Below are 24,039 nucleotides of genomic sequence, written 5' to 3' on the forward strand. Positions count from 1 at the left end.
AATGGAAATCTATATGAGCACTAAAGAATACCTTGCCGGCGCCAAGATGGCCGGTTCCGTCCAGAAGCTTATGACCCCGGGTCTTGCCGTGGAATTCATCCAGCCCTGGTACACCCCGCTTTCTACCACTCCGTCTACCACCGGTATCGCAGTGGGCGGCATTGGTTCTACCTTTACTGCAACTCCCGCAGGCACCACTCCCGTCATGAACGTAATGCCCGGTGTGCAGGTTCGTACCGAAAAGGCTTCCGATCTTCGCTTCAACAACTTCTTCTTCCGTGAAGCAGTGATTAGCGACAAGGCTCAGCTCGCGATATTCAACTTCGCAGCATTCACCACCTATCTGGGCAAGTTCGCCCTGGTGGACGCAAAGGGTAACGCACTCTTCACCGAAACGGATCAGAAGAAGGCTGAATCCAAGCTGAACAAGCTTGTTTCCGATAAGGAATTCCTGAAGAACAACATGGCCGCTTTCGAACGCTGGCATATCCAGTGGAGCGATCGCACCGCAGCTCTCCTCGCAAAGAAAGGCGCAAAGACCGAAGAAGTGAACCGTGCCGTTCTCATCGACTTCTTTGACGGTGTGGTTGGCGAAAAGATCGCTCGTCAGGGCGCCTTGACCGCTGCATGGGCAGACGACAAGACTTTCCTGGGTCAGGATGGTTACGATGCTGCTAAGATGCAGTACACCGCCCTCTACCCTGTTAGCGAAACCAAGTACGAAGGCAAGGGCGTTCAGATTACAAAGACCCAGTCCAGCTACGTGACTCCGGGTGACGAACGTCTCTCCAGCCTGCCGGTAAACGCAACTGTATTCACCTTGGAAAACACCACCAAGGAAACTCGCGAAATGACCATCGTCCAGGTTCAGGACAGTCTCTGCGGCTACTACGCCCGCAAGGACCGTCAGGGCGTGCAGGACTCCAGCTTCGTTCTGGTTCCCATGGCCAAGAACCCGAAGGCTGTTGCATTCGGCATGGAAGCAGCAGACGGACGTGAAGTCCGCGGTATCGAATTCTACAACGAAGAACAGCAGCCCGCATCTGACTTTAACGGCTGCATGGGCATTTCCGTTGCATGGAACAAGAAGGACAACCTGAATGTTTCCGTGAAGCCCATGTTCTACCAGGACGACGCCGCAGCTACCGTGAAGGCAGCCCTCCAGAGCGGTCGCGTCAACAACACCTTTGTGAAGAACGTTTACAGCGGCCGCGAAACCATCGCCGGCGCCATCGCAGTGACCGTGGTTCTCAAGCCCAAGCAGAAGGTTTCCTTCCAGTTCAACACCGTGCTGGACTTCCCGGAAATCAAGCTGGTAAAGCTCACCAGCCAGAAGAAGTACACCGCTTTCTATCCGGAAGCATACGGTCGCGTAGTCGCTATTCTTGACGAAGCTCTCGCTGCAGACAAGACTTTTGACGCACGCCTCAAGGCATTCGAAGCTCTGGTTCCCAAGGCCAAGGTTGCAAAGATCTACAAGGCCGCAAACAAGCAGGTCGAATTCAAGAGCCTCGCCATCAACACCTTGAGCTTCCTGGCCGAAGCTACCGTCTGGGACAAGGACGACCGCTTCCTGGTTCGCGAATGCGCAGACTATCCCTTCTTCAACTCTCTGGACGTTTACTTCTACGGCAGCTTCAGCCTGCTGGCTCTCATGCCCCGCCTGGACGGCGTTGTGATGAAGCGCTTTGGCGATGCAATCCTCGCCGTTAACGAAAACCGTCGTCGTCACCACGAATACGTGAACCTGCCCTTTGCAGATCTTCCGGATCCTAAGCTGGAAGGCCCCCGCGCTGTTCGCGGCGCCGTGATTCATGACCTGGGTAGCCCCTTCGATGCAGAACCGGATGCCTACGACTGGCACAACGTGAAGGAATGGAAGGATCTCGCTCCCAAGTACGTTCTGATGGTGCTCCGTCACTTCCACAAAACCAAGGACATGCAGTGCCTGGCTGATTGCAAGGAAGCTGTCTACGCAGCCATGGAATATCTTGAAAAGATGGTGAATGAAGGCGAAAACTTCCCGCTGACTCACGGTACCGACGACACCTTCGACAACCTGAGCTCTCACGGTATTTCCGTTTACTGCGGTTCTCTCTGGATTGCAGGTCTCCGCGCAGCAGCTAAGATTGCAGAACTCCTGGGCGACAAGGAACAGGCTGCCAAGTGGAACGAAAAATCCACCCTCGCAAACAAGGAATTCGACGAAGCCCTCTGGGACGAAAATGAAGGTTACTACCACTTCTTCGTTACCCCCATGGAACTGAAGGATGTAAACGTTGAAAAGTACGCAAAGCTCCGCGAAGCCGTGAAGGAATCTGTTGAACTTCCGGAATGCCCGAAGGCTGGCGTTGCAGCAATCAACGCTTGGCTCAACTCTGGCGAAATTCCCTCTGACGTTGAACTTTCCAAGTCTGAACTCCGCGGCCTCAAGAAGGCATGGCTCACCGCCCAGTGCAAGGAAGCCTTCACCGCTTCCTGGGAAAAGAAGATTGCTAACGACTGCGACGACGTGTTCGTTGACACACTCCTCGCCGACACTTACCTCCGCATGCTGGACCTGAAGCCCATCTGCGATGCTTCCAAGGCCAAGAAGAACCTGCTGAAGGTCTTCAACACCAACTACAAGGCCAACAGCCCGCTGATCGGCGCCGCAAACCTGGTTCACAAGGATGGCAGCCCGCTGGATGAATTCAACTTCCAGGCTCACGACGTTTGGATTGGCATTCAGTACAGCGTCATGACCGCTTGCATGATGCACGGACTCGTGAAGGAAGCTGCTGATCTGGGCGACTCCATGACCCGTAACCTCTACGATGAAGCTAAGGTTCCGTTTGCTGCACCGGAAGGCTTTAACGGTTCTTGCCGCCTGCACGCTGCCGCTCTCGTGGCAAACTTCGGTTTGTCTCAGGCCGCTGCAGACAAGATGCACAAGGCACTCCTCGCCAAGGGCGCACTCCTTGCTGATTCCCGCATTAGCCCGAAGCTGCCCCGCAACGTGGCCGCCTTCACCAAGGCATACGGCGCTATCGCTAAGGATGCAAAGGTTGACGCCGAAAAGTTGTTCACCCTCATGCACAGCACCGCTCTGAAGTACACCGCTGGTAAGTACTTCCGTCCTGGCATGGTGTTCGCTCTGCTCTATAAATAATCTTCGTTCCTCAAGGTAAGCTCGGACGTTCACAGGTCCTCGCCCCTTTGGGGCTGCGGATTGTTCACTTACCGACTTACCTTGCTCCACTACGAACTTATTTATATCGTTCGCTATTGTGAATGAACATCAAGAAGCGTCTGGTTACAGGCGCTTCTTTTGTTTGGCTTAACGACACACCTCCTTCCCCTGCACAATTACTTATACATGCCGTTTTTGCGGTTGTTCGCTCTGCTCTATAAATAATCTTCGTTCCTCAAGGTAAGCTCGGACGTTCACAGGTCCTCGCCCCTTTGGGGCTGCGGATTGTTCTCTTACCGACTTACCTTGCTCCACTACGAACTTATTTATATCGTTCGCTATTGTGAAAGAACATCAAGAAGCGTCTGGTTACAGGCGCTTCTTTTGTTTGGCTTAACGACACACCTCCCTCCCCTACGCAATTACTTATACATGCCGTTTTTGCGGTTGTTCGCTCTGCTCTATAAATAATCTTCGCTTCGCAAGATAAGCTCGGACGTCCACAGGTCCTCGACCACTTTGTGGTCTGCGGATTGTTCACTTACCGACTTATCTTGTTTCGCTACGAACTTATTTATATCGTTCGCTTTTGTGAATGAACTTAAGGAAACGTCTGGCTACAGGCGTTTCTTTTTTTTGTATAGCAAACTTTGGCTTAGCAACTTAATTGTAGTTGAGCTATTTTTTCGGTAAAACATCTGGAGAGATCCAGATGTTTTTCTTGTAAAAAGCAAAGAGGCGTCTGGGTTTCCAGGCGTCTCTTTTTAATGTTGCTTTGGGAGGTTATTTCTTAGTTGCGCATCGGGTGGCGATGTCCATGATATCTTTCTCCAGCTGATCGGGATTTTCGAAGACTTCCTTCATGAACTTCTTGACAGTGTACTTCTGCTTAATGTTCTGAACAACGCAGGAGCATGCACCGGAACCTACGCCACCGCCAAGGCATTCCTTGCTAATGGCATTTTCCATTTCCTTGGGGAACTGGGGCGGCAAGCATGTTTCAAGGAGTTCGAATCCTAGCTTGTTCATCATTTCTTCGTTTTCGCTTTCGTTTAGAAACTTCAGGAGAAGCTGCTGATTCTTGGCAAGACCATCATAGGCACAGCTACAAGTTTTTGCAGCGCCATCGGCACCCAGCCAGGCAACAGCTTCCGCAGTGCAGGACTGTACGAAATTTTCACGGAACATATCGTTCATCAGGAGCATCTGTACCAAAAACAAGTCATCTTCAGAAAGTTGAATTTCCTGATTTGTGGACAGATTACTTTGTGCGGATTGAGCGTTCTGTGCGAACGACATTCCCATTACTAGCAGGGGTATTACAGCGAGTCTTTTAAAAATCATGGCGTATAATATACAAAGTTCACGCCTTCGAACACGATTTTATCCACCTGAAGGAAGGAACCTTCCTGAATGAAAATGCTAAAGAGGGCAATTTCCTCTGCAACATCACTCCACGACTGCTGATTGACAGAAGGTCTTACGATTTCATCGCCAGTTTTTAGCACGACCTCGGTCCATTCTTCGGAGGGTTCCACATTCCAGAGCGCCTTATTAAAAGTATTCTCGGCAATCATCTGGCGGTGTTCCAGAGCCAGGGAGAAATTACAGTCGCTTCGATAAGTAATTCGCACGGCTGTCAAGCCGCTCATGTCAAAGAAGGTCGAATCAGTTCCCAGATGGGATCCCAGAATCACCATGCCGGAATCGCCTACGTCAAAGGTCGCAGAAAGGAATCGGCCCTGTTCCGCAGAGGAATCCAGAACCGCAGAAAACGGTTCTTTTTCACCAGGTCGCACCCACTTGCTATCCCCAATGGAAGTAAAATACCAGCCATGGTTCGGATAATATTTGGCCAGGTTATTTAGGCTATCACCATCCTCGAAATCCTCGAAGGTAAATATGCCTGCGCTATCCAGAACTATGGAATCAGGTTCCGTCTTAGGAGCAACAAGCAGGGTGTCCACAGCCTCCCCCGCTTCTAAGGACATTTCCGCTATAGAGCTATCCCCAAGCATCAGGCTAAAGTCACCTGCAGGAACATGGGCAAAAACAAAGGCACCATCCTGGTAAGATGCGGAATAGGGAGTGCCGGAAAGCATCATCTGTAGTTCCATGGCCAAGGCACTATCGGCACGGACAACCACAGACGCAGACGGAGACAGAGTCACGACGCTATCGTCCACATCAAAATCATTCCAGACCATTAGAGATGAGTCGCTACCGGCAATACCTTCTAGGTAGCAATCCTCCGAAGGAGTCTGCAAGTAAGCCATACCAGATTCATCGGTAACGGCGGAGTCCAGCTTGGCAAGGCCAACCCTGGAATAAAGGTTCACACGGGCGTGAGGCAAAGGCTGCTGGCCATCATCAGCCACACGGAGGGCAATGCCATTCGTAGTCTCGCTGGTAGCGCCTGCAGTACTGGATTCAGAGCCCGAGCAGGCCCATACCAACAAGGACGATGTCAAAGCAGCTAGCAGACGTTTCATGGTTCATCCTTCTTCATCATGGGGAACATCTGGAAATTTAGTTGAAAAACACTATCGCATTGTTCAGCCGGCATGGAATTGACCACATTTACGATGGACTTGCGAGCTTCCGCCAGAATGGTTCGAATCTGTTCGATTTTGGAAGAATCCAGGGCCATTGTCAAGGTACTGATATCCCGACTTTCCTTGGGAATATTTTCGATGGACTGTCGGGCAAGTTCCGTCACGCTTTTCTGATATTCACTGATGGATGCGCTAAGCCAGTGATCCTGAGTACGTACATGAGTTTCAGAAGGAACGATGCGACCATCAGAGCGAATTTCTGCAAGACCTAGCTGGAGAAGAGCGTCCACAGCAGTTGTCACCTGATTGGCGGTAAGCCTGGGAATGCAGGAATTCCCTAATGGGGCTGCATCCTGTTCACCATAATATTCATAAACATCCAGGGCGGAACGGATTACCGGGTAAAACCACTGCTGGAAATAGCGATAGCGGGCTTCGTCTAGCATACGGCAGCGAGAAGGTCGCATTTTCTGCAACGCCTCGAAATGCTTTCGGATATTTTCCGGTGTTTTCGCCTTGCTGTAGGCAACCATCTCCCTAAAGTACTCGGACTTGCCTTCCTTGAAATTAAAAAAGGCAATGATGGACTCCACGGAACTTTCGGACAGATGTCTTTTAGACTGTAAAATTTTCAGCAAAAGGCTAGCGTCAATGTCCACAGCAGAAGCAAACACGCGATAGCTGAAAGACGGATCCAGAGACTTTTCCAATTCGTAGAAATCCCGCAAAAAGACGCGGTAATCCAAGTAATCATATACATTTATTTTATTTCTAGCAAACATAAAAGTCTCTATAAAAATAGCATTTCTACATATACATCTATATTTATGACAGGAACGAATGTAAAAATTTTAACAATAATGTAGACATTTTTGTCCACACCTTTTTAATAAAGAGACTCCCCTTTGGTCCCACAGAGTTTAGTTTAAGGGGAAAGGAGTTCTTATGATTACAATGAAAATCGTTCTTTCTTTTGGATTGGCAGCAGCAGTTACAGCAAGTGCCGTTCAATACGAAGCGGAATCTGCCACCCTGGGCGGTACCGCAAAGGCAGTCTCCAGCGCAGGTGCATCGGGTACAGGCTACGCTGACCTGCAGGAAGGTTCCATCACTTTCGCCAATGTCCAGGCAGAAAAAGCCGGAAAATACAGCGTCAAGATCCACTACAAGGCCGGTGATTACAAGGCTAACTATATTGTGGTAAACGGAGCCACTTCCGGATCCGTGGATTTTAACGCAGCCGCCAATTGGACAGACGTAGAAGCCGTCGTCACCTTGAAGGCAGGAACCAATTCAATTGCCATTGAAAAGTATTGGGGATGGATTAGCGTGGATTACATAGATGTATCTCCCTACCAGAGCGCCGCTTTTGACATTAGTGCAGATCCTATAACGCCTAATGCAACAGCAAGCGCCAAGAAGTTGTACAGTTTCCTTCGCGAGAACTTCGGCAAGAAAACGATTAGCGGCATCATGACTGGCGACATGTCCGGTTACACCAAAGGCGCTGATTTCCGAACTCACGAAGACCCCAAGGACATTTTCACCCGTAGCGGCAAGTATCCTGCATTGGTGGGAGTAGACTTCCTGTTTGCAACAGGCCCCAAGGCTTCCGAATCCTGGTATACGGAATACACTGAAAAGGGCATTTCACTCGCAAAGGACTTGTGGGAACGCGGTGGTATTCCGGCCTTCACTTGGCACTGGAAGGACCCTCTGGACCAGAAGGATGCTTTCTACATCCAGAGCGCAGCAGGCTCTAACGAATATACCGATTTCGACTTTTCCACAGGCTTTAAGCCCGGTACAACCGAATGGAATACCGAAAGTGCAGCCTATAAGGGAATCATCGACGATATCGATCATATTGCCGATTACTTCCTGGAATTGCAGGAAGCTGGCGTCGCAGGCATTTTCCGCCCCCTTCACGAAGCTGGCGGTAAGTGGTTCTGGTGGAGCATCAACAGCGGAGATCAGTTCGCCGCTCTCTACCGCCTGGTATTTGACCGCATGGTAAAGGTCAAGGGCGTTCGCAACATGATCTGGGTATACAATCCCGAAAACAGCACCGTCACCAGCTGGGATCCGGGTAGCGAATACTACGACATTCTTTCTATTGACATCTACAACAAAGCCAACGACAACTCCAGCAACGCAGGCGCCTTTGAAAAGTTCAAGACCGCAAGCGGCGCCAAGAAGATTATTGCCCTCTCCGAAAACGGCCCCATCCCCGACGTGAACAACATGCACGCCGACGAAGCCGTATGGAGTTGGTGGATGCCCTGGTACGGTTCCTGGAGCGGGACCTGGCCTGGGGAAACATCCAATGCCCTCTGGAAGAGCAACATGGCTGATGAAAGAATCATCACCTTGGAAGATATGCCCGGCTGGGGAACTTACACCCCCAGCACCGGAGATTCTCCCCTGCGCTTGACCAAGGACCTTGAATTTAACGGATCTTCTCAAATTACGGGCGTTTACAACCTGAAAGGCCATTACATGGGAACCGAAAGTTCCATGAGCAAGTTGCCCCAGGGACGTTACATCGTCCGTAGTCAAAAGGATGGCAAAACCAATAGTTCTCTCTACATAAAGAAGTAATTCTACTCCCATCCCATAGTCGCCGGCCCAATGGTCGGCGATTTTTATTTTGACGTAATAAAATAAGGTAGCAAAACCAGCAGTTTTTACTAAATTTGGAGTACTATGAGCTTAAAATTCGAAACCCCGATTACTGAAGTCCCGCTGTTCCACCAGGGTAAGGTACGCGATATGTACGACCTGGGCGACAGCTTCCTGATGGTTGCTAGCGACCGTCTTTCCGCCTTTGACGTGGTTCTCCCCACCCCCATTCCGGGTAAGGGCAAGATCCTGAACCAGTTGTCCCTCTTCTGGTTCAAGCAGCTTGGCATGAAGAACCACCTGATCACTGCAGACGTGAATGAATATCCGGAAGTGCTGAAGAAGCACGCCGACTACCTCCGCGGCCGTTCCATGATCGTGAAGAAGGCTCGCCGTCATTCCGTGGAATGCATCGTCCGCGGTTACATCGTGGGTTCCGGCTGGAAGGACTACCAGAAGACTGGCCGTATTTGCGGTCACGTTCTCCCGTCCAACCTGCAGCTCTGCCAGAAGCTTGAACAGCCGCTCTACACTCCCAGCACCAAGCCGGATGTAGGCCACGACGAAAACATCAGCTTCGAACAGACCTTCGACATCGTCGGCGAAAAAGTTGCAACCACCTTGAAGAACATGTCTCTGGACATCTACACCAAGGCTCGCGACTATGCAGCATCCAAGGGTATCATCCTGGCTGACACCAAGTTCGAATTCGGTGAAATCGATGGCGAAACCGTCCTGATCGACGAAGTTCTGACTCCGGACTCCAGCCGTTACTGGCCGGCAGACAAGTACCAGGTCGGCAAGAACCAGGAAAGCTTCGACAAGCAGTACATCCGTGACTGGCTCGAAACTCTTGACTGGGGCAAGTGCTATCCGGGTCCCGAAATTCCGGCAGACGTGGTGAAGAACACTCTCGACAAGTACATCGAAATCTTCGTACGTCTCACTGGCAAGCAGCCTGAGTTGTAAACCGTTCGCGTAGTACGTTAAGTACTCGCTATCAAAAAGACCTGTCTTCTAGACAGGTCTTTTTGTTTAAACAGCCGATGCTGAGAATTCTCAGCATGACCGCAATTAAAGAATATCACGATTAAGCAGTTCGCCGTGATCCAAGGTCAGGCGGCGAAAGGGACTGTTCATATAGAAATCAGGATTATGGGTAGCCATCAGAACGGTAGTACCGCGAGCGTTGATTTCCTTGAAAATCTTGAATACTTCCTCGGCGTTTTTCGGGTCCAAGTTACCAGTAGGTTCGTCCGCCAGGAGAAGGTAGGGATTATGCACCATGGCGCGGGCAATGGCCACACGTTGCTGTTCACCGCCAGACAGAGTGTAAGGCATAGCAAAGCGTTTCTGGCTAATTCCAACAAGTGCAAGAGCATCGAACACAGCGGCGTTAATGGTCTTAGTAGGAGCACCTACAATGCGAAGGGCCAAGGCCACATTTTCAAACACATTGCGATCCGGCAACAGCTTGAAATCCTGGAAGATAATGCCCATCTTGCGACGTAGGGACTGAATATACTTGTCAGCAGTATTCTTGCTATCGTAAAGGCAATCTTCGGTGAACTTCACCATGACCTGACCGCCACGCTCCACGTCAGGACGTTCGTCCATATAAATTAACTTCAGGAGCGTAGACTTACCTGCACCAGAGTGACCCGTCAGGAAAACGAACTCCCCTTTACGGATACGGAAGGAAACGTTGGAAAGAGCCTTCCAATTTTCCTCGTAAGATTTGGTGACATGGTTAAAGTGAATCATGACGCAGCAGAGCCCCTATGACTATTCCGTCAGGCGGATATCCACAAGGACTTCCTTACGCCACTTCTTGACCAGTTCCTGAAGTTTTTCATTCTCCAGATGATTGGACGTCAACGTTTCAATCTTTCCGTAGTCTTCTTCCAGAGTGAGTTCGCGAATCTGGCGCATGTCGTCCAGACGGAACAAATGGTAGGCACCATCAATCAGGACAGGTTCGGAAACCTCCCCCACCTGCAGTGCGGAAACAGGGTCTACATAAGCGGGAACCATCTCATTCTTCTGGAACCACCCCAGCTTACCGCCAGCGTAGTTGCTGGACTTGTCTTCGCTGAACTTCTTTGCGGCAGCGGCAAATTCTTCAGCAGTCTTCAGGCTCTTCTGGAGAGAGTCTGCAAGGGCAATTACATTTGCAGTATCCTGAGCGGTGGGAATCGTACGGAGCAAAATCTGAGCGGAGCGGACACCGTCTTCCTTACGGCCAAGCACGCGAGCAATGTGCCAGCCCAAAGCAGTCTTCACCGGAGTAGCGGCATACTGGCCATTCTTCAACTGGTCCAGGGCACGTTCAAATGCAGGGTCCAGCTGACCACGCTTATAATAGCCCAAGTCACCGCCCTTACCGGCAGTACTATCCTGAGAGTGAGCCTTTGCAAGAAGTTCAAAACTCATACCCAAGTTCAAGGTATCAATCAAGGCTTCAGCATCCTGCTTCACGGAATCCACAATAGCCTGATTAGGAAGAATGGGCAGCTGAATGTGACTCAGATAGACACAGTTATACTGACGAGGAATGGAGTCCTTGTAGTCCTTATAGTAGGCTTCCACTTCCTTACGGGTCGGGGAAATGGAACCCACATGACGCTGACGGACTCGAGTCATTTCCACATTGTTACGAATCTGCTTGGAAAGCATATCACGATACTGAGCCATACTCATGCCCAGCTGAGCGCGGATAGCCTTTTCAAGAGTAGTCAGACTAATGTTCTGGCTTGCGGCAAGCTGCTGCAAGTGGGAGTTCACACGCTGATCCACTTCAGCTTCGCTCACAACAATGGAGTCGCGATCAATTCGAGACAGAAGAACCTTTTCTTCGATCAGGCGATCCAGCACGTACTGTTTCTGATCCGCTTCGGACATGGCGGAGCCTTCCGGAGTTTCCTGGAAACGATAAAGACTATTCAGGAATTCAGAACGCATAATGGGCTTGCCATCCACGACGGCAGCCACGCCTTCCATAAGCACTGGTTCGGCCAGCGCAAAAGAGGCGACAGCGCAAAGAGCGAGAGTTACACGACTAAATACGTTCATCATTATTCCTTTTCACTAAAAACTTTCAGCTTGGAAAAAATCGGGCGGGCGTTCTTCCACTGATCCTTTAGACGTTCCATCACCATGTTCTGGTGTTCAACCCAGGCACGTTCCGTAATGTCTTCCACCACTTCCGCATAGGGCAGAACGTCAGCAGAATCCAGGCGAGAAGTTACCACGGCAATTTTCAAGGCACCGCCACAAACCTTCATGGCAGAAATCTTACCCAAGGTGACCTCCGTGAGAGAGGGGATCATGCAGGTGTCCGGAGACACGGAAACGGAATCAAATCGTTCCACCCGCTTCATGAGCCAGTTTTCTGCAGGAGGCGCAACAAAACTCTTGGACTTGTTCATCTTGTAATATTCGTTGGCCTTGCCCCATTCCTTGAAGTAAATGATGGCACCGGAAATCACGTTCTTACCACGGAGGTACAGCTCCGGATGTTCATTATAATAGGCAAGCTTTTCCGCATCTGTCACGATCATGGTATCCAGGTAGCTCTGGAGGAAATAATCCACGACCAACTTGCGGGTAGCGATTTCAATCTGGGACTTCAAAAGGGAATCGTTCAGGATACCACTCTTGGTGGCTTCCTGGAAAATGGTTTCCTCGTTGATCCAGCGTTCCATAAAGGAAAGCTTCGCATGATCATCCATCGTATCCCAATCCGGGTGAAGTCTACGGATGTCGGATTCCTTAAGTTTGGTATCACCGACGGAAATCACCACAGGATCTTCCTTGCCGAACGGCAAATCACATGCGGTAAGGACCGCAAGCATCAACGCAAAAAAGAAAAAGGGCAAAAATTTCATCGAGACAAATTTAGAAAATTCAGTAATTCGAAATTACTTCAATTTCCCAAAAAGTCCCTTCAACTTGGTCAAGGACTGGGTATCCACTTCTTCCTGGTCATCATCGGCCTTACGTTTGAAGCGAAGCACTTCAAAATCCTCCAGCATGGATCGGCCCTGGAGGTACATTTCCGGGAATTCCTTGTCATCGGAACTCATACGTTCCACATCGGACAAAAGGTCTCTTGCCTTTTTCAGCTCGTGATCCTTCAGGAATCTGGACTTCAGGAAAGGACGGAAGGAATCGCGAAGGGAACGGGCATCCAGAAGGTCCTTAATAGAGTCTTCGGAGGTATTATCCATGGTTTCTCCAAGGACAACCAGTTCGGAAACCTGGCGGACTCTTTCGAACAAAGTATGTTCTTCCTGATAGAGTGCAACCAACCTGGAAACGAAGGGGGTACAGACATCATTCACATGATCCTTCCCCTGACGCATGGCGACGCTAAATTCACGAAGGGCATCCCAGCATTTGACGAACGCTTCTGCGCCGATCAAGCCGGCTTCATAGGTTGCACGGACCAGAGCCAATCGGGTTTCTTCATCTTCCGTGCGGGTAGTTGCCGCAAGGTTGCGGAAATCCTTCATCTTCTTTCCGCGGGAGAATTCCAGGCCCGAGAATCGCATGCAGCGATTTACATCCAGGCCATCTGCAATGAGGGATTTTGCCACCCAGATTTTCATCACGGTATGAAAGTCATCGGCGTATACACCGCCTGTTTCCAGCATATTCAGGCGGTCAGCGACGCCGGATGCAACCGTCTCGGCATTTCGATTATTTGCATCATCCTTACCGCCGGATTCCAGGCGCTTACGGAAGTTCTGCCAGAACTTGGATTCCTCGGATGTCATCAGGGCGGAATCGCCTAGACGCCAGCCAAAGCGGGAATTTTCCAGAGGGAAATCAATTCCGTAGGTTACCACCACCGGACGCACCGCCAGGAAAAAGCGGAAACTACCCCACTCGGGAGAAAGCTCCACCGGGAATTTTTCAGCAACACCATTCTTAAAGACATTCAAATGCAGTCGCAAATGATTTTCCCTTTCCGGCGTTACCGTAGGGATGTCGCATTCCAAATTCTTCATCTCCCCGAATACTTCGTAAAGAAGTAGCATGGGCGCCTTATGGGGAGATTCCTTCAGTTTATCGCAGAAGGCATCGTCAATGGCTGTACGTTTAGCATCCATCTGCTTCTTGGATGCCTTAGGCATTTCGCGAATAATGGATTCCATCATCCATTCTCGCCACTGATGGATGGACAAAGCCAAAAGCGCAGGTGTGGTTTCCGCCAACAGGTCGTACGGGAATTTCAAAGTAATACCGTCACAACTCTTGGTAGCATCAAAAACCATTTCGCCTGTAACCATGCGGGCAACAGATGAAGAGGGACGCCCATTCCAGTCGAAACCCATAATACGGAAGCTTTCTACGGAGCCTCCGTTTTCAGCAGTTGGCTTTTCATTCTGGGCGTTGCCATGACCTCGCCCGTCACGGCCCTTAAGGCCGCCAAAATCCATGCGGTTACGGAAACCGCTATCCGTATAGCTGACGCCGGATTCGCTCTGGTCCAGCCAGAACTTTTCATCGAACTTCAGCCATTGATCGCCCTTCTCCGCAAGATAGGCTTTCAAAGTGCGGATGGAATTCACCTTCGGGGCGATTCGGACGTAATAATCTACTAAGGCATCTTCGTGAGGCGCCAGGCCAAACTGACGTTTGCGGGCTTCCAGGGCGTGAAGATTTTCCACCACCCGTTCGTTATGAACCATGAAGGGGAACGGCCTTGCAATATCGCTCATGACCACCGCCTCACGCCAGAAAATCTGGGCGCAGTCCTCGGGATTGACGCGGGCGTAATCTACGCGATGGCCTCGACTAATCACAAGACCTCGGAAGGAAACTTCCTCCACCGCTTCCACAAAGCCACGTTCCTTATTCCAGACAGGGGCAAACCAGCGGCGAGTGCAGAAAGGTTCTGCCACCTGCATAATCCATTCCGGCTTAATTTCGGCGGCCTTGGTCAGGAAGGTTCGGCTAGTCTCTCGGACTTCCGCACTAAAGAGCCATTCCACACTCTTGGCGTAAAGATCGCTTCCCGGGAACACATGGGTTTCCCTACCACTTACAAGACGATAACATCCGTTTTCAATATCGCGGCGAGCAATGCCCCCCAAGAAACCGGAGAGCAGCGCAATGTGCAAGTTATCGGCATGGAAACCTTCAAGAGGGCAAGTCCTGTTTTCAAATTTTGCATCCAGAATACGGCCGAACTGTTCGTAAAGATCGATCCATTCACGGCAACGCAGGAAATGGAAAGAATTCTTATCGCAGAACTTACGGAGCTTATTCCAGGACTTTCCATCCCATTCTTCGCAGAAGGCGTTCCACATACTGACATAAGTCAGGAAGTCGCTCTTGTGACCTGCAAACTTCTTATGGAGACCGCGAACGCGTCCACGTTCAGGCTCTTCATTGGGAACCACACGGGGGTCCTGGATCGAAAGGGCGGAACAGACAATGAGGGCGGGCTGCAAAACACCGGCGTCACGGGCTCGCAATAGAACTGCAGACAACGCCACGTCCATCGGAAGCTTCGTCATATCGCGACCAAGCTTGGTCACGCTGCCGCTAGCATTATCCGCCGTCAGAGCCCCCAGTTCAAACAGAGTCTTGTAGGCGCCACGGAATGCAGAATGCGGCGGACTCTGCAGGAAGGGGAAACTTTCCATTTCCAGACCAAGACTGCGAAGCTGCAGCACCACGTTGGCCAAATTGCTACGGCGGATTTCCGGTTCCGTAAAATCATCCCGCTTTTCAAAATTCTCGGGGGAATACAGTCGGATACAGACGCCTGGCTTCACGCGGCCCGCACGACCGGTGCGCTGGCGGGCGCTGGCCTTGGAAATTTCCTCTACAGGAAGTCCCTGGATTCGAGCCTGAGCGTTATATCGGGAAATACGGGCCATACCCGTATCCACCACATAGGCTATGCCCGGAATGGTTAGAGAGGTTTCTGCAATGTTGGTGGCAAGGACCACACGAGTCTTGTTGGTACTCTTGAAAATACGACGCTGCTCTTCGGGGCTCATGCGGCCATACAGCGGGAGAACGTCAAAGCTGGCGGCATCCAGATCCGGCTTCAATTCGTTGGCCAAGTCCTGAATAACACGTTCCGTCGGGAGGAAGCACAGCAGGTGATCCCGATGGCGGCTTTCCAAATCCAGAATGGCGTCCCTAGCCTCTTCTATCAAGCCGGAGTCGCCCTTGCCGGACGCATCGCGAGGACCATCATCTTCGCCATCATTTTCCCAGGGACCGCCGCGGAATCCCTTCGGTGCCAGCGCGCCCGCTCCACGAGAACCACCGCGGAAATAATATTCCACATCCACAGGGAACGTGCGGCCTTCCGCTTCCAGCACACAACTGTTGTCGTAGAACTTTTCAAAGAGGGCGGCATCCAGAGTTGCAGATGCCACAATCAACTTGAAATCCGGACGTTGCTTCAGCACCGACTTGAAAATCCCCAGAAGGATATCGATGTTCAAGGAACGTTCGTGAGCTTCATCGATGACGATGGCGGAGTACTGCTTGAAAAGACGATCTCGACGGAACTCCTGCAGAAGAATACCATCGGTCATGACCTTGATGGGAGCATCATTTGTACCCTGCTCCCAGAAACGGATCTTGGTACTGACCAGTTCATCCGCCTTCAGTTCTTCACGCAAGCGGTCCGCGATGGACATGGCCGCAAGCCTGCGGGGCTCCGTCACGCCAATCTTGAAAAGCGGCTTACTGGATTCTGCGTCATTTTGAAGCGCTTTTCCTCCGTCATTCTGAGGCGCTTTCCCTCCGTCATTCTGAGGCTGCGCAGCAGCCGAAGAATCCAGGGACGGACTTTTCTTGACGCATTTCTCTACGAAATATTCCAGCAGGAACTTCGGTAACTGCGTAGACTTACCGGAACCTGTATCCGCCTTGACAATGACCACCTGGTGAGTATCCAGCAAATGCAGGAAATCCTCCCGCTTCTGCACCACAGGAAGTTCAGGATACTCGATTTTCAGGACGTCAAGATTCATGTGCTTTTAGAAATTAGAGATTAGAGAGGTTAGAGACTAGAGATTAGAAACTAGAATCCAGAGATTTTAGGGTATAGGGTTCAGGGGATAGTGATTAGGGATATTAAGAATACTCCATCGGGCTATTTAAAGACGAAACTTCCTCAAAATCACAAGCACTTGCATCCTGCGGCCCTAGCCCCTAGAACCTAGCCCCTAGCCCCTAAAATGCCCTAGCCCCTAAAATGCCCTAGTCCCTTTTAATCCTTAATATGTCCGCATTTGTCGCAGGTGAACTTGTAGCTGTTATCAGGATCCACCACCATGACGCCATCGCAATCAGGTTCTTCGCAAGGCAATTCACCAGGCATCACTTCGCGATAAGTTTTCTTTTCTTCGTCGTTCATAATCAAACCTTCAAATTTACGTTCCAAAGATAAAAAACTAAATTTGGGCAGTCAAACGCGGGCTTCCCGCAAATACAGACGGAGTGAAAAATGTCCGAAACTAAATACACCAAATGGGTCGCCTGCTGGGGAAACGCAACTTCCATCACGGACCGCACTGCAGCAGTTTACGCAAAGGACATTACCCTACGCTACCCCATCCGCATCTGCTTTTCCGGAAGCAAGCTCCGTTTCCGTTTTTCAAACCTGACCGGTACAGAACCTGTAGAGGTGACAAGCGCCTTTGTATGCCGCAATTCCCAAGCGCCTGTAATGATTACGTTCAACAAAAATACAAGCGTATCCATCCAGCCGGGAAAGGAAATCCAAAGTGACGAAATTCCTTTTGATGTCACCGCAGGCGAAACCGTAAATGTGAGCCTATATTTCGCAGGTTACACACAAATGAACGCCGGCACCCTCATTACAGGTCCGCTTTCTTCCGGTAAATACACCTACGGCAATTACGCAACTGCAGAAGAGTTCCCCGCAGAACTGACCCGCAATACCAACTGGTTCTATTTCCTCAACACCGTGGACGTTCTGACGGAGGAATCCAATCACGCACTGGTCTGTTTCGGCGACTCCATTACCGCACAAAGCTGGCCCGACTACCTGGCCCTTGAGGCTTGGAACGCAGGGAAGCGCAACGTGTCCATCATCCGTCGGGCCGTCAGTGGCACCCGCATCCTCCGTGAATACAACTGCATTACCTACGCCGCCTACGGATTGAAAGGCGCCACCCGCTTCCCCATCGAGTTGAATGTGGCAGGTGCATCCGCAGTCATTATCCAGCACGGCATTAACGACATCATCCATCCCGTTGGCGTGGAGGTGAACAAGTTCCGCCCCTGGAGTGACATGCCCACTACCGAGGATTTAATCCAAGGCGTTCAGGACATTTACATCAAGCACGCCCGCCAGCTGGGCCTTAAAGTTTATAGCGGCACGTTGCTTCCCATTTTCGGGTGGCGCACCTATAACGAAAACCGCGACGTCATCCGTAACGCCTTTAACGAATGGTTGAGAACGTCCAGCGAATTCGACGGTTGCGTAGACTTCGACGAAGCCGTCCGCGATGGTGCTGACCACAAGAAATTTGCAGAAGGTTTTGATTCCGGAGACCACCTCCATCCCAGCGAAAAAGCCTATCAGGCCATGGCTGCAGCAGCTTTAAAAATTCTTCAATAAGCCATTAATAATTTTAAATACAAACATTAGGACAGGCCCAGACGTTCCTTAGCTATTTTCTTACCGGTCTGGAAATCGCTCTTGCCGGAACCCAGCTTGGGAAGGTCATCCACTTTAATCACATAAGCTGGAACCATCAGTGGCGGGAGGCCAACCTGACGGATACGATCCCTGGCTTCATCTTCCGTAATGTCGCCGGCGAACAAGAGGGCAATCTTTTCGCCCTTGGCGCCATCGGGAACAGGTACGGTAAAGTGGTCCACACCGTCAAAGTAATTAGTTTCAGAAATCTTGAAGTCTACAGACCCCAGGGAAACCATTTCCCCGCCAATCTTTGCAAATCGGCTATAGCGATCCACAATGGTCAAATAGCCATCTTCATCCACATGCCCCTTGTCGCCGGTCTTGTACCAACGTTTTCCATTAATCACAGCAATAGCCTGGCTAGTTCTTTCTGGATCTTTCAGGTAACCCTTCATAATTTGGGCACCACCAGCTAGAATCAATCCATCTTCACCGACTGGCAATTCCTCCATCGTATCAGTATCCACAATACGGAACTGAGTTCCCGGCAGCGGAGCTCCTACAGTACCAGGCTTATTGCCCTGTAGCACCGTCTTCCAGTCATCCATCAAAACGTCCTTGGTATTTACTGCAGACACAGGAGTGGTTTCCGTACAGCCAAAGCCTTCAAAGATTTCCAGTTTGAATTTGGTTCTATACAGCTGGCGGACATCCTCTCGAATTTTTTCTGCACCGGCAAAGATGTTACGTACATGGGAGAACATCAAGGGATGTACATACTTGCTGACGCCCCACATACGCAGGAATGTACCAGTAGCGAGCAAGATGGAAACCTTGTACTGGGCGCAGACGCGGCCAATAAGACGTGCGTCAATAGGATCCGGAACAGGTACCACAGGCACACCTTCCACCATGCAGAGCATCGTCGTCACGCAGAAGCCAAAGGCATGAAACATGGGAAGGCTTCCCAGGAACACATCAGAAGCAACCAAGTTCAAGGCGCTTTCGCACTGTTTAATATTGCCCATCAAGTTGAAGTGGGTTAGCTCCACTCCCTTGGGGCGCCCTTCGGAACCAGAGCTAAAGATAATGGTAGCCACGTCATCCAAAGAAACCTTCTTAATGAAGCGCTTTTCCAGGTACCAGGCAGGTAAAGCCACCGTGCGGAGTAAATTCAGGACCAGGGTAGATTTCTTCAGCATTCCCTTCAGGTCTTCCATATAGTAGACCTTGTAATTCTTCAGAAGAGAATCCATGTCCAGACCTTTCTGCTTCAGTTTGTCAATAAAAGCCTTTGCCGTAATGATGGTTTTTACTTCTGCGGTTTCGCAACAGTAATTCATCACGTCTGGAGTATTGGTATAGTTCAAGTTTAGAACGGTCTTTGCCCTGATCTGGCAAGCCATATTCATCATGAGTCCAGGAGCTGAAGGAGGTATCAGAAGCCCCACGTTCTTTTCACCCTTGGTCAGCTTCTCAACCAAGCCACCGAAAGAAAATACGGCTGTAGCAAGCTTGTATCCGGAGAAATGGTTTCCATCCAGGCTATAAATGGCAGGACCACTCTTCACGTATTGTTTTACTGTACGGATCCATGCAGAAGGCAGCGGGCGCAACTGACGGATGGATGATTCCCAGGCCGTAATGGAAAGTTCCTGCACCATGCGTTTTACAGCCACCGGGCTTGCATCCAAAGGAAGTTCTTCCCCAAAAGATACTGTAATGATGCGGCCGCCGGAATGGACCAGTTGCTTCAAGCCGTCATCAGCCTGTGAAAAGGCACTCCCCCACAAGCCCTGAACGTAGAACGGCATCAACTTCACCTTAGGGACGTCCTTGAGGGCAGAAGAATAATCCAGGCGGAAACGGTTCATGTTACCCGTAGACGTCATAACATTTTCCGGGAACATCACCACAGCTTCTCCACGAAGGAGTGCATCATGAGCATCCGCCATCGCCTTTTCAGGATTTTCAATATCCAGATCGATGGTATTCATCTGGCTCAGCAACAGACGGATATACCACTTCTCGAAGGGACGTTTCGTCATGACGAAACGCAGCCTGCGGGGGCTAGCCATCTGGATCAAAGCCCAGTCGATATAGGAAATATGGTTACCCACCAAGAGAACTGGTCCTTCCCAAGGAATCAAGTCAGCACCATGAACCAGGAATTTATAATGAACAGAAAGTACAGAACGCATCAGCTGGCGAAGTAAAGTCTGGGGCATCGCCCACAAGGCCCACACAGTCGCAGCAAGGCAAACAATCCCCAGCACAAAGAAAAGATTCATGCGGGATACGCCCATAAAATTCATAAAGCAGGTAACCAGGAAATAAAAAATCAGAATACACAAATTCTGGACGCCATTGCTAATGGCAAGCACATGTCCAGCAGAGCGGGGCTTGGTGTTGTAGATCAGCATGGTGAACATGGGGATCACGTACAGACCACCACAGAATCCTAGCAATGCTAGGGCAATGGAATTGTAAGGACGAGGAATAAAGGGAATAAGGAAAATCAGGATGGCAGCACCAGCGGTACCCATGGGAATCAGCCCCATTTCCACAAAGTGCTTGCACATGCGGCGAGCATAATAACAACCGACGATAAGGCCTGCCACCACACCTACAATGGCGTAGTTCACGGAACTATCTTCCCTAAAGAGGGAGCCGGTACTGAACATATCGCGAGCAACAAAGAGCAGCAGGAAAATCATGACCCAGAACATGGACAGACCAATAATGGACTGACGGAGGGAACGATTGGACCATGCCTTGCGAAGCTTGCGGCGAGTGTAGCCCAAGTTATAATAACGTTTCCAGGGGAACTTCATTTCCGCATCGTAACAACCGATGGAGGGAAGCCCCAGGGAGAAAAGAATACTAAGCAACTCAAGCCCTGCAACAGAAGCGGCTATAGGCATAAGGGTCGGAGCCAACTGAGTAAAATCGACTGCGGATGCAGGCGCCAGCATTTCAAAACCAAAGGCGGTAAGGCCTGCGACCACAATCAAGCTGACAAAGGTCACCATGTAAGCACTACTGGTCCCTACACTAAGGAACTTTACCCCTACCAGTTCCTTGATGATGGCATTCTTTGCCGTAGATTGAATAGCCTGCAAGGAGAAGAACAAGGCAAAGGCAACCATACTGAGAGCTACGTTACCGATGGCAAAGCCCCCCACAAAGGCGAAGGTCACCAGGAATAGCAAGATAGACGTAATTCGTAGGACCTTTTCCTTAGGATACTTGTCGGAACAATAACCCGATGGCGTAATCAGTATTGCACATGGCAACAAAATCAGGACATGTATCAGATAGAACTGCCAGGATGCAGTTGAAAAATGATTCAGACGATTAAGAATCAATTCCATCAAGGAGATGACAACCGTAGCAGCAGCTACCTGGGAAAAGACTATACCAAGAAAGGGAAGCACGCCTCTGATGTTCTTCATTAAAAAACCTTAGATAAAAAGTTCCATGATTAAAATAAATAGGACAAGACCAAAAGCACGTCTATTTATGGTTACAAAAAAAAGAACTCGATAACGAAAACGCTATCGAGCTCAAAAGCCAGAGCTTTTAGCAGATTTTTGGCGTTTGCAATCGCGACGAAAGCCTTACTTGACTTCGAAGTAGTAAGTCTGCAGGGTCTTGCCGTCCTGAGACAGGCGGATGATCTGCTTACCCTTCGGCAGATTGCCGGAGATGGAGTAGAGGTTTTCTGCACGGTATTCAACCTTCAGGTCAACCTTCTTGGCAACGTCGGCGAAGAGAGCGGTCTTTTCGTCGGCGGTAACACCCTTACAGTCCTTATGATCAGCAACCTTGCCTTCAACAGCCGGATAGGAGACTGCGATCAGCGGAGTAGTTACGGAGCTTGCGTTCACGAAGAGAACGTCGAGACCTGCATCCACCACACGCGGTGCGTTGAGGGCGAGCATCTTGCTAGCCGGTGCAGCTGCTGCCGGAGCGGCCTTACCCTTCTTGCCCTTCTTTGCGGGCTTCTTGTCTACCTTGCCCGGAATCTTAGGAGCGTTGGACAGATCGGGGATGTTCAGGTTGAAACCAGCAACGGAAGCGTCACCGCAGTCAAGACGGTAGTTCACCCAGTCACCACTGGAGATCTTTTCCGGAGTTTCGGTCTTGGTCTTGTACAGACCCGGATCAATCTTGTTGTCGTATTCGTACAGAGTGACGGTGAGGTTCGGATTTTCTTCGGTGGTTTCGATGTCATACTTACTGTTTACGAAACCAGCGCGCTTTGCGCTAATCTGATACTTACCAACGGGAACGTTTTCGAAAGTGAACTTACCAGTGCGGATTTCCTGGCTCTTTACTTCGTCCTTCTGGTACTTGGGGCTGTGAGTACCGAAAGTGGTGTTGGGCATCCAAACGGTGGGAACTTCAATGTTCTTGCCGGTGAAAGCGTCGATAACCTGACCATCAATAGTACCAGTCTTTTCGCAACCAGTCATGGCCATAGCAATGAGAGCTGCGCCACCCAGAATAAGCTGTTTTTTCATATTGTATTCCTTTTAAAATTTAAGACTTCTCAAGTATAAAAAAAAACCTTCCATTTGGTGGAAGGTTTTTCTGAAAAATCAAAATTATTTGGCGAAACTGCCTGGTAATTAAGCTTCTTCTTCCTTGGCAGCCGGAGCAGCCTTGCGGGTCTTGCGCTTTGCACCAGTGATGTTGCCAGCGAAACGCTTGTTGAAGCGATCGATACGACCAGCGGTATCCACACGATGCTGCTTACCAGTCCAGAACGGATGAGTATCTGCAGTAATTTCGAGGGAGATCACACTGTATTCTACACCATCGATAGTCTTCTTTTCGGCGGAAGACTTCGTGGAGCGGGTGATATATTCTTTACCCGTATTCGCATCGACGAACACGACCGGTTGATAGTTAGGGTGGATACCGTCTTTCATTGTTTACTTCCTGTGAAGTTATAAGTTGATTGACCAAATTTAGAAGAAAACCCTCTTTTTGGCAAGTCAAATATAGTATTTTTGGTCTATGAATCTAAAGTTTATGCTTTTTTCACTGCCTATCACCATGCTTTGTGCCTGCGGTAACGACACAACCGTGGCAAAGTACATCGTGACAGACCAGAAAGTGGTCCTTGAGGAATGGCCCGACGAAGCCTATATTGCAAGTCTAGATTCCATCCTGGCAGCAGAACCCATTAAAAAGCAAAAGGAAATCTCCACCAGCATTTCCATGAACGCCCATGAGGCGCCCATCTTCAAACTGCCACCCCAGGTCACAGGCAAAAAGGACAGCAAATCCAAGACCGATTCCAAGAAGAAGGCAGAACAGTCCAGGGCCAATAATCCTCAGGCAAACACTGCCAGTATTAAAACTAAGTCCGACAACAGCGCAGAAGCCTTCGCCGATCGCTTTACAAACGGCCTGGCAAAACTTCAGTCCGACCCCAACAATGCAGGTCTCTACAAAATGGCATCAGCCAACGATGGCGACGACGTGATGAAGCTGCTTCGCCGAACCTATGGTTCCGCAGTCCTTACCCTCCCCCGCTTCTTTGTCATGAGCCAGCTCAAGTCCGTTAACCCCGGGCTGAATCTGGAAAATCTCAACGCAGGCGACAAGGTCAAACTCCCGAAATTATAACCCAGGCACAGACCTCACGAACAAAAATTAGCCCTCGAAGTATCCAACTTCAGGGCTATTCTTCTTTTGAGGAGGAAGCTACGCTTCCCCTCAAACAAAAAAAGGATGCGCCGAACAGACGCAGTCTGTGATAGCGCATTCCTTTTTTTCGGGGAGTCCAGAGGGGCAGAGCCCCTTTGCATCCACACCTCACCCAATTTCACATCTCGACATTTTTGAGGAGGAAGCTACGCTTCCCCTCAAACAAAAAAAGGATGCGCCGAACAGACGCAGTCTGTGATAGCGCATTCCTTTTTTTCGGGGAGTCCAGAGGGGCAGAGCCCCTTTGCATCCACACCTCACCCAATTTCACATCTCGACATTTTTGAGGAGGAAGCTACGCTTCCCCTCAAACAAAAAAAGGA

At 50.2% G+C, this 24,039-nt stretch carries 16 protein-coding genes; 5 read left to right on the plus strand and 11 right to left on the minus strand.

Annotated elements, in window-relative coordinates; all coding sequences use genetic code 11:
• Positions 1-13 precede the first annotated feature (13 nt).
• A complete protein-coding gene (locus tag BGX12_RS10900) occupies positions 14-3,151 on the plus strand; it encodes a GH116 family glycosyl hydrolase (RefSeq protein WP_109736108.1) in 3,138 nt (1,045 codons plus the stop codon).
• A gap of 804 nt (positions 3,152-3,955) precedes the next feature.
• Here the strand turns inward: BGX12_RS10900 and BGX12_RS10905 are convergent.
• Genes BGX12_RS10905 through BGX12_RS10915 form a run of 3 tightly spaced genes read right to left on the minus strand, consistent with a single transcriptional unit; the run spans position 3,956 to position 6,509 of the window.
• A complete protein-coding gene (locus BGX12_RS10905) occupies positions 3,956-4,516 on the minus strand; it encodes a hypothetical protein (protein WP_146196319.1) in 561 nt (186 codons plus the stop codon).
• On the minus strand, positions 4,513-5,664 hold the full coding sequence (locus BGX12_RS10910; RefSeq protein WP_109736088.1) for a hypothetical protein: 1,152 nt from the start codon (positions 5,662-5,664) through the stop codon (positions 4,513-4,515). The genes BGX12_RS10905 and BGX12_RS10910 overlap by 4 nt, the downstream gene beginning before the upstream one ends.
• Positions 5,661-6,509, minus strand: coding sequence for a TIGR02147 family protein (locus BGX12_RS10915; protein WP_109736089.1), 849 nt, complete (start codon positions 6,507-6,509; stop codon positions 5,661-5,663). The genes BGX12_RS10910 and BGX12_RS10915 overlap by 4 nt, the downstream gene beginning before the upstream one ends.
• Before the next feature lie 163 nt (positions 6,510-6,672).
• Here BGX12_RS10915 and BGX12_RS10920 point away from each other — a divergent pair, with 163 nt between their 5' ends.
• Together BGX12_RS10920 and BGX12_RS10925 are read left to right on the plus strand one after the other, a co-directional pair.
• The gene (locus tag BGX12_RS10920) at positions 6,673-8,328 is read left to right on the plus strand and encodes a glycosyl hydrolase (RefSeq protein WP_109736090.1); all 1,656 of its coding nucleotides are present in this window, start codon (positions 6,673-6,675) and stop codon (positions 8,326-8,328) included.
• Between the two features lie 105 nt (positions 8,329-8,433).
• Complete coding sequence (locus tag BGX12_RS10925) at positions 8,434-9,318, plus strand: phosphoribosylaminoimidazolesuccinocarboxamide synthase (RefSeq protein ID WP_109736091.1); 885 nt, start codon at positions 8,434-8,436, stop codon at positions 9,316-9,318.
• Positions 9,319-9,423: 105 nt separating this feature from the next.
• On the opposite strand, the gene ftsE is transcribed toward BGX12_RS10925, so the two are convergent.
• From ftsE to BGX12_RS15535, 5 genes are all read right to left on the minus strand, one after another.
• Positions 9,424-10,113, minus strand: coding sequence for a cell division ATP-binding protein FtsE (gene ftsE / locus BGX12_RS10930; protein WP_073225386.1), 690 nt, complete (start codon positions 10,111-10,113; stop codon positions 9,424-9,426).
• A 21-nt stretch (positions 10,114-10,134) separates the two neighbouring features.
• Positions 10,135-11,424 carry a peptidylprolyl isomerase gene (locus BGX12_RS10935; RefSeq protein WP_233246371.1) on the minus strand — a complete coding sequence of 430 codons (1,290 nt, stop codon included), beginning with the start codon at positions 11,422-11,424 and terminating at the stop codon, positions 10,135-10,137.
• Entirely contained in the window at positions 11,424-12,236 is an 813-nt protein-coding gene (locus BGX12_RS10940) for a hypothetical protein (RefSeq protein WP_111361673.1), read from the minus strand. Before BGX12_RS10940 ends, BGX12_RS10935 begins: the two co-directional genes overlap by 1 nt.
• 33 nt (positions 12,237-12,269) lie before the next feature.
• Positions 12,270-16,355, minus strand: coding sequence for a DUF3418 domain-containing protein (locus tag BGX12_RS10945; protein ID WP_109736093.1), 4,086 nt, complete (start codon positions 16,353-16,355; stop codon positions 12,270-12,272).
• Between the two features lie 239 nt (positions 16,356-16,594).
• Positions 16,595-16,741 carry a hypothetical protein gene (locus tag BGX12_RS15535; protein WP_158278226.1) on the minus strand — a complete coding sequence of 49 codons (147 nt, stop codon included), beginning with the start codon at positions 16,739-16,741 and terminating at the stop codon, positions 16,595-16,597.
• Positions 16,742-16,831: 90 nt separating this feature from the next.
• Between BGX12_RS15535 and BGX12_RS10950 the strand changes: the two genes are divergently transcribed.
• Complete coding sequence (locus tag BGX12_RS10950) at positions 16,832-17,971, plus strand: SGNH/GDSL hydrolase family protein (protein ID WP_109736094.1); 1,140 nt, start codon at positions 16,832-16,834, stop codon at positions 17,969-17,971.
• A gap of 26 nt (positions 17,972-17,997) precedes the next feature.
• On the opposite strand, the gene BGX12_RS10955 is transcribed toward BGX12_RS10950, so the two are convergent.
• From BGX12_RS10955 to BGX12_RS10965, 3 genes are all read right to left on the minus strand, one after another.
• Positions 17,998-21,450, minus strand: coding sequence for an MFS transporter (locus BGX12_RS10955; protein ID WP_109736095.1), 3,453 nt, complete (start codon positions 21,448-21,450; stop codon positions 17,998-18,000).
• A 165-nt stretch (positions 21,451-21,615) separates the two neighbouring features.
• Positions 21,616-22,521: a hypothetical protein gene (locus BGX12_RS10960; RefSeq protein WP_109736096.1), complete on the minus strand. Its 906-nt coding sequence runs from the start codon at positions 22,519-22,521 to the stop codon at positions 21,616-21,618.
• Positions 22,522-22,629: 108 nt separating this feature from the next.
• Entirely contained in the window at positions 22,630-22,932 is a 303-nt protein-coding gene (locus tag BGX12_RS10965; protein WP_109736097.1) for a type B 50S ribosomal protein L31, read from the minus strand.
• Positions 22,933-23,020: 88 nt separating this feature from the next.
• Here BGX12_RS10965 and BGX12_RS10970 point away from each other — a divergent pair, with 88 nt between their 5' ends.
• Positions 23,021-23,635 carry a hypothetical protein gene (locus BGX12_RS10970; RefSeq protein WP_109736098.1) on the plus strand — a complete coding sequence of 205 codons (615 nt, stop codon included), beginning with the start codon at positions 23,021-23,023 and terminating at the stop codon, positions 23,633-23,635.
• The last annotated feature ends 404 nt before the right edge of the window (positions 23,636-24,039 follow it).

Origin of the sequence: Fibrobacter sp. UWR4 (assembly GCF_003149045.1) — a bacterium.
Taxonomy (GTDB): domain Bacteria; phylum Fibrobacterota; class Fibrobacteria; order Fibrobacterales; family Fibrobacteraceae; genus Fibrobacter.

Coding starts and splice junctions, on each gene's coding strand:
- BGX12_RS10900 (WP_109736108.1), top strand. CDS start 14: ATGAGCACTAAAGAATACCTTGCCGGCGCCAAGATGGCCGGTTCCGTC.
- BGX12_RS10905 (WP_146196319.1), bottom strand. CDS start 4,516: ATGATTTTTAAAAGACTCGCTGTAATACCCCTGCTAGTAATGGGAATG.
- BGX12_RS10910 (WP_109736088.1), bottom strand. CDS start 5,664: ATGAAACGTCTGCTAGCTGCTTTGACATCGTCCTTGTTGGTATGGGCC.
- BGX12_RS10915 (WP_109736089.1), bottom strand. CDS start 6,509: ATGTTTGCTAGAAATAAAATAAATGTATATGATTACTTGGATTACCGC.
- BGX12_RS10920 (WP_109736090.1), top strand. CDS start 6,673: ATGATTACAATGAAAATCGTTCTTTCTTTTGGATTGGCAGCAGCAGTT.
- BGX12_RS10925 (WP_109736091.1), top strand. CDS start 8,434: ATGAGCTTAAAATTCGAAACCCCGATTACTGAAGTCCCGCTGTTCCAC.
- ftsE (WP_073225386.1), bottom strand. CDS start 10,113: ATGATTCACTTTAACCATGTCACCAAATCTTACGAGGAAAATTGGAAG.
- BGX12_RS10935 (WP_233246371.1), bottom strand. CDS start 11,424: ATGATGAACGTATTTAGTCGTGTAACTCTCGCTCTTTGCGCTGTCGCC.
- BGX12_RS10940 (WP_111361673.1), bottom strand. CDS start 12,236: ATGAAATTTTTGCCCTTTTTCTTTTTTGCGTTGATGCTTGCGGTCCTT.
- BGX12_RS10945 (WP_109736093.1), bottom strand. CDS start 16,355: ATGAATCTTGACGTCCTGAAAATCGAGTATCCTGAACTTCCTGTGGTG.
- BGX12_RS15535 (WP_158278226.1), bottom strand. CDS start 16,741: ATGAACGACGAAGAAAAGAAAACTTATCGCGAAGTGATGCCTGGTGAA.
- BGX12_RS10950 (WP_109736094.1), top strand. CDS start 16,832: ATGTCCGAAACTAAATACACCAAATGGGTCGCCTGCTGGGGAAACGCA.
- BGX12_RS10955 (WP_109736095.1), bottom strand. CDS start 21,450: ATGAAGAACATCAGAGGCGTGCTTCCCTTTCTTGGTATAGTCTTTTCC.
- BGX12_RS10960 (WP_109736096.1), bottom strand. CDS start 22,521: ATGAAAAAACAGCTTATTCTGGGTGGCGCAGCTCTCATTGCTATGGCC.
- BGX12_RS10965 (WP_109736097.1), bottom strand. CDS start 22,932: ATGAAAGACGGTATCCACCCTAACTATCAACCGGTCGTGTTCGTCGAT.
- BGX12_RS10970 (WP_109736098.1), top strand. CDS start 23,021: ATGAATCTAAAGTTTATGCTTTTTTCACTGCCTATCACCATGCTTTGT.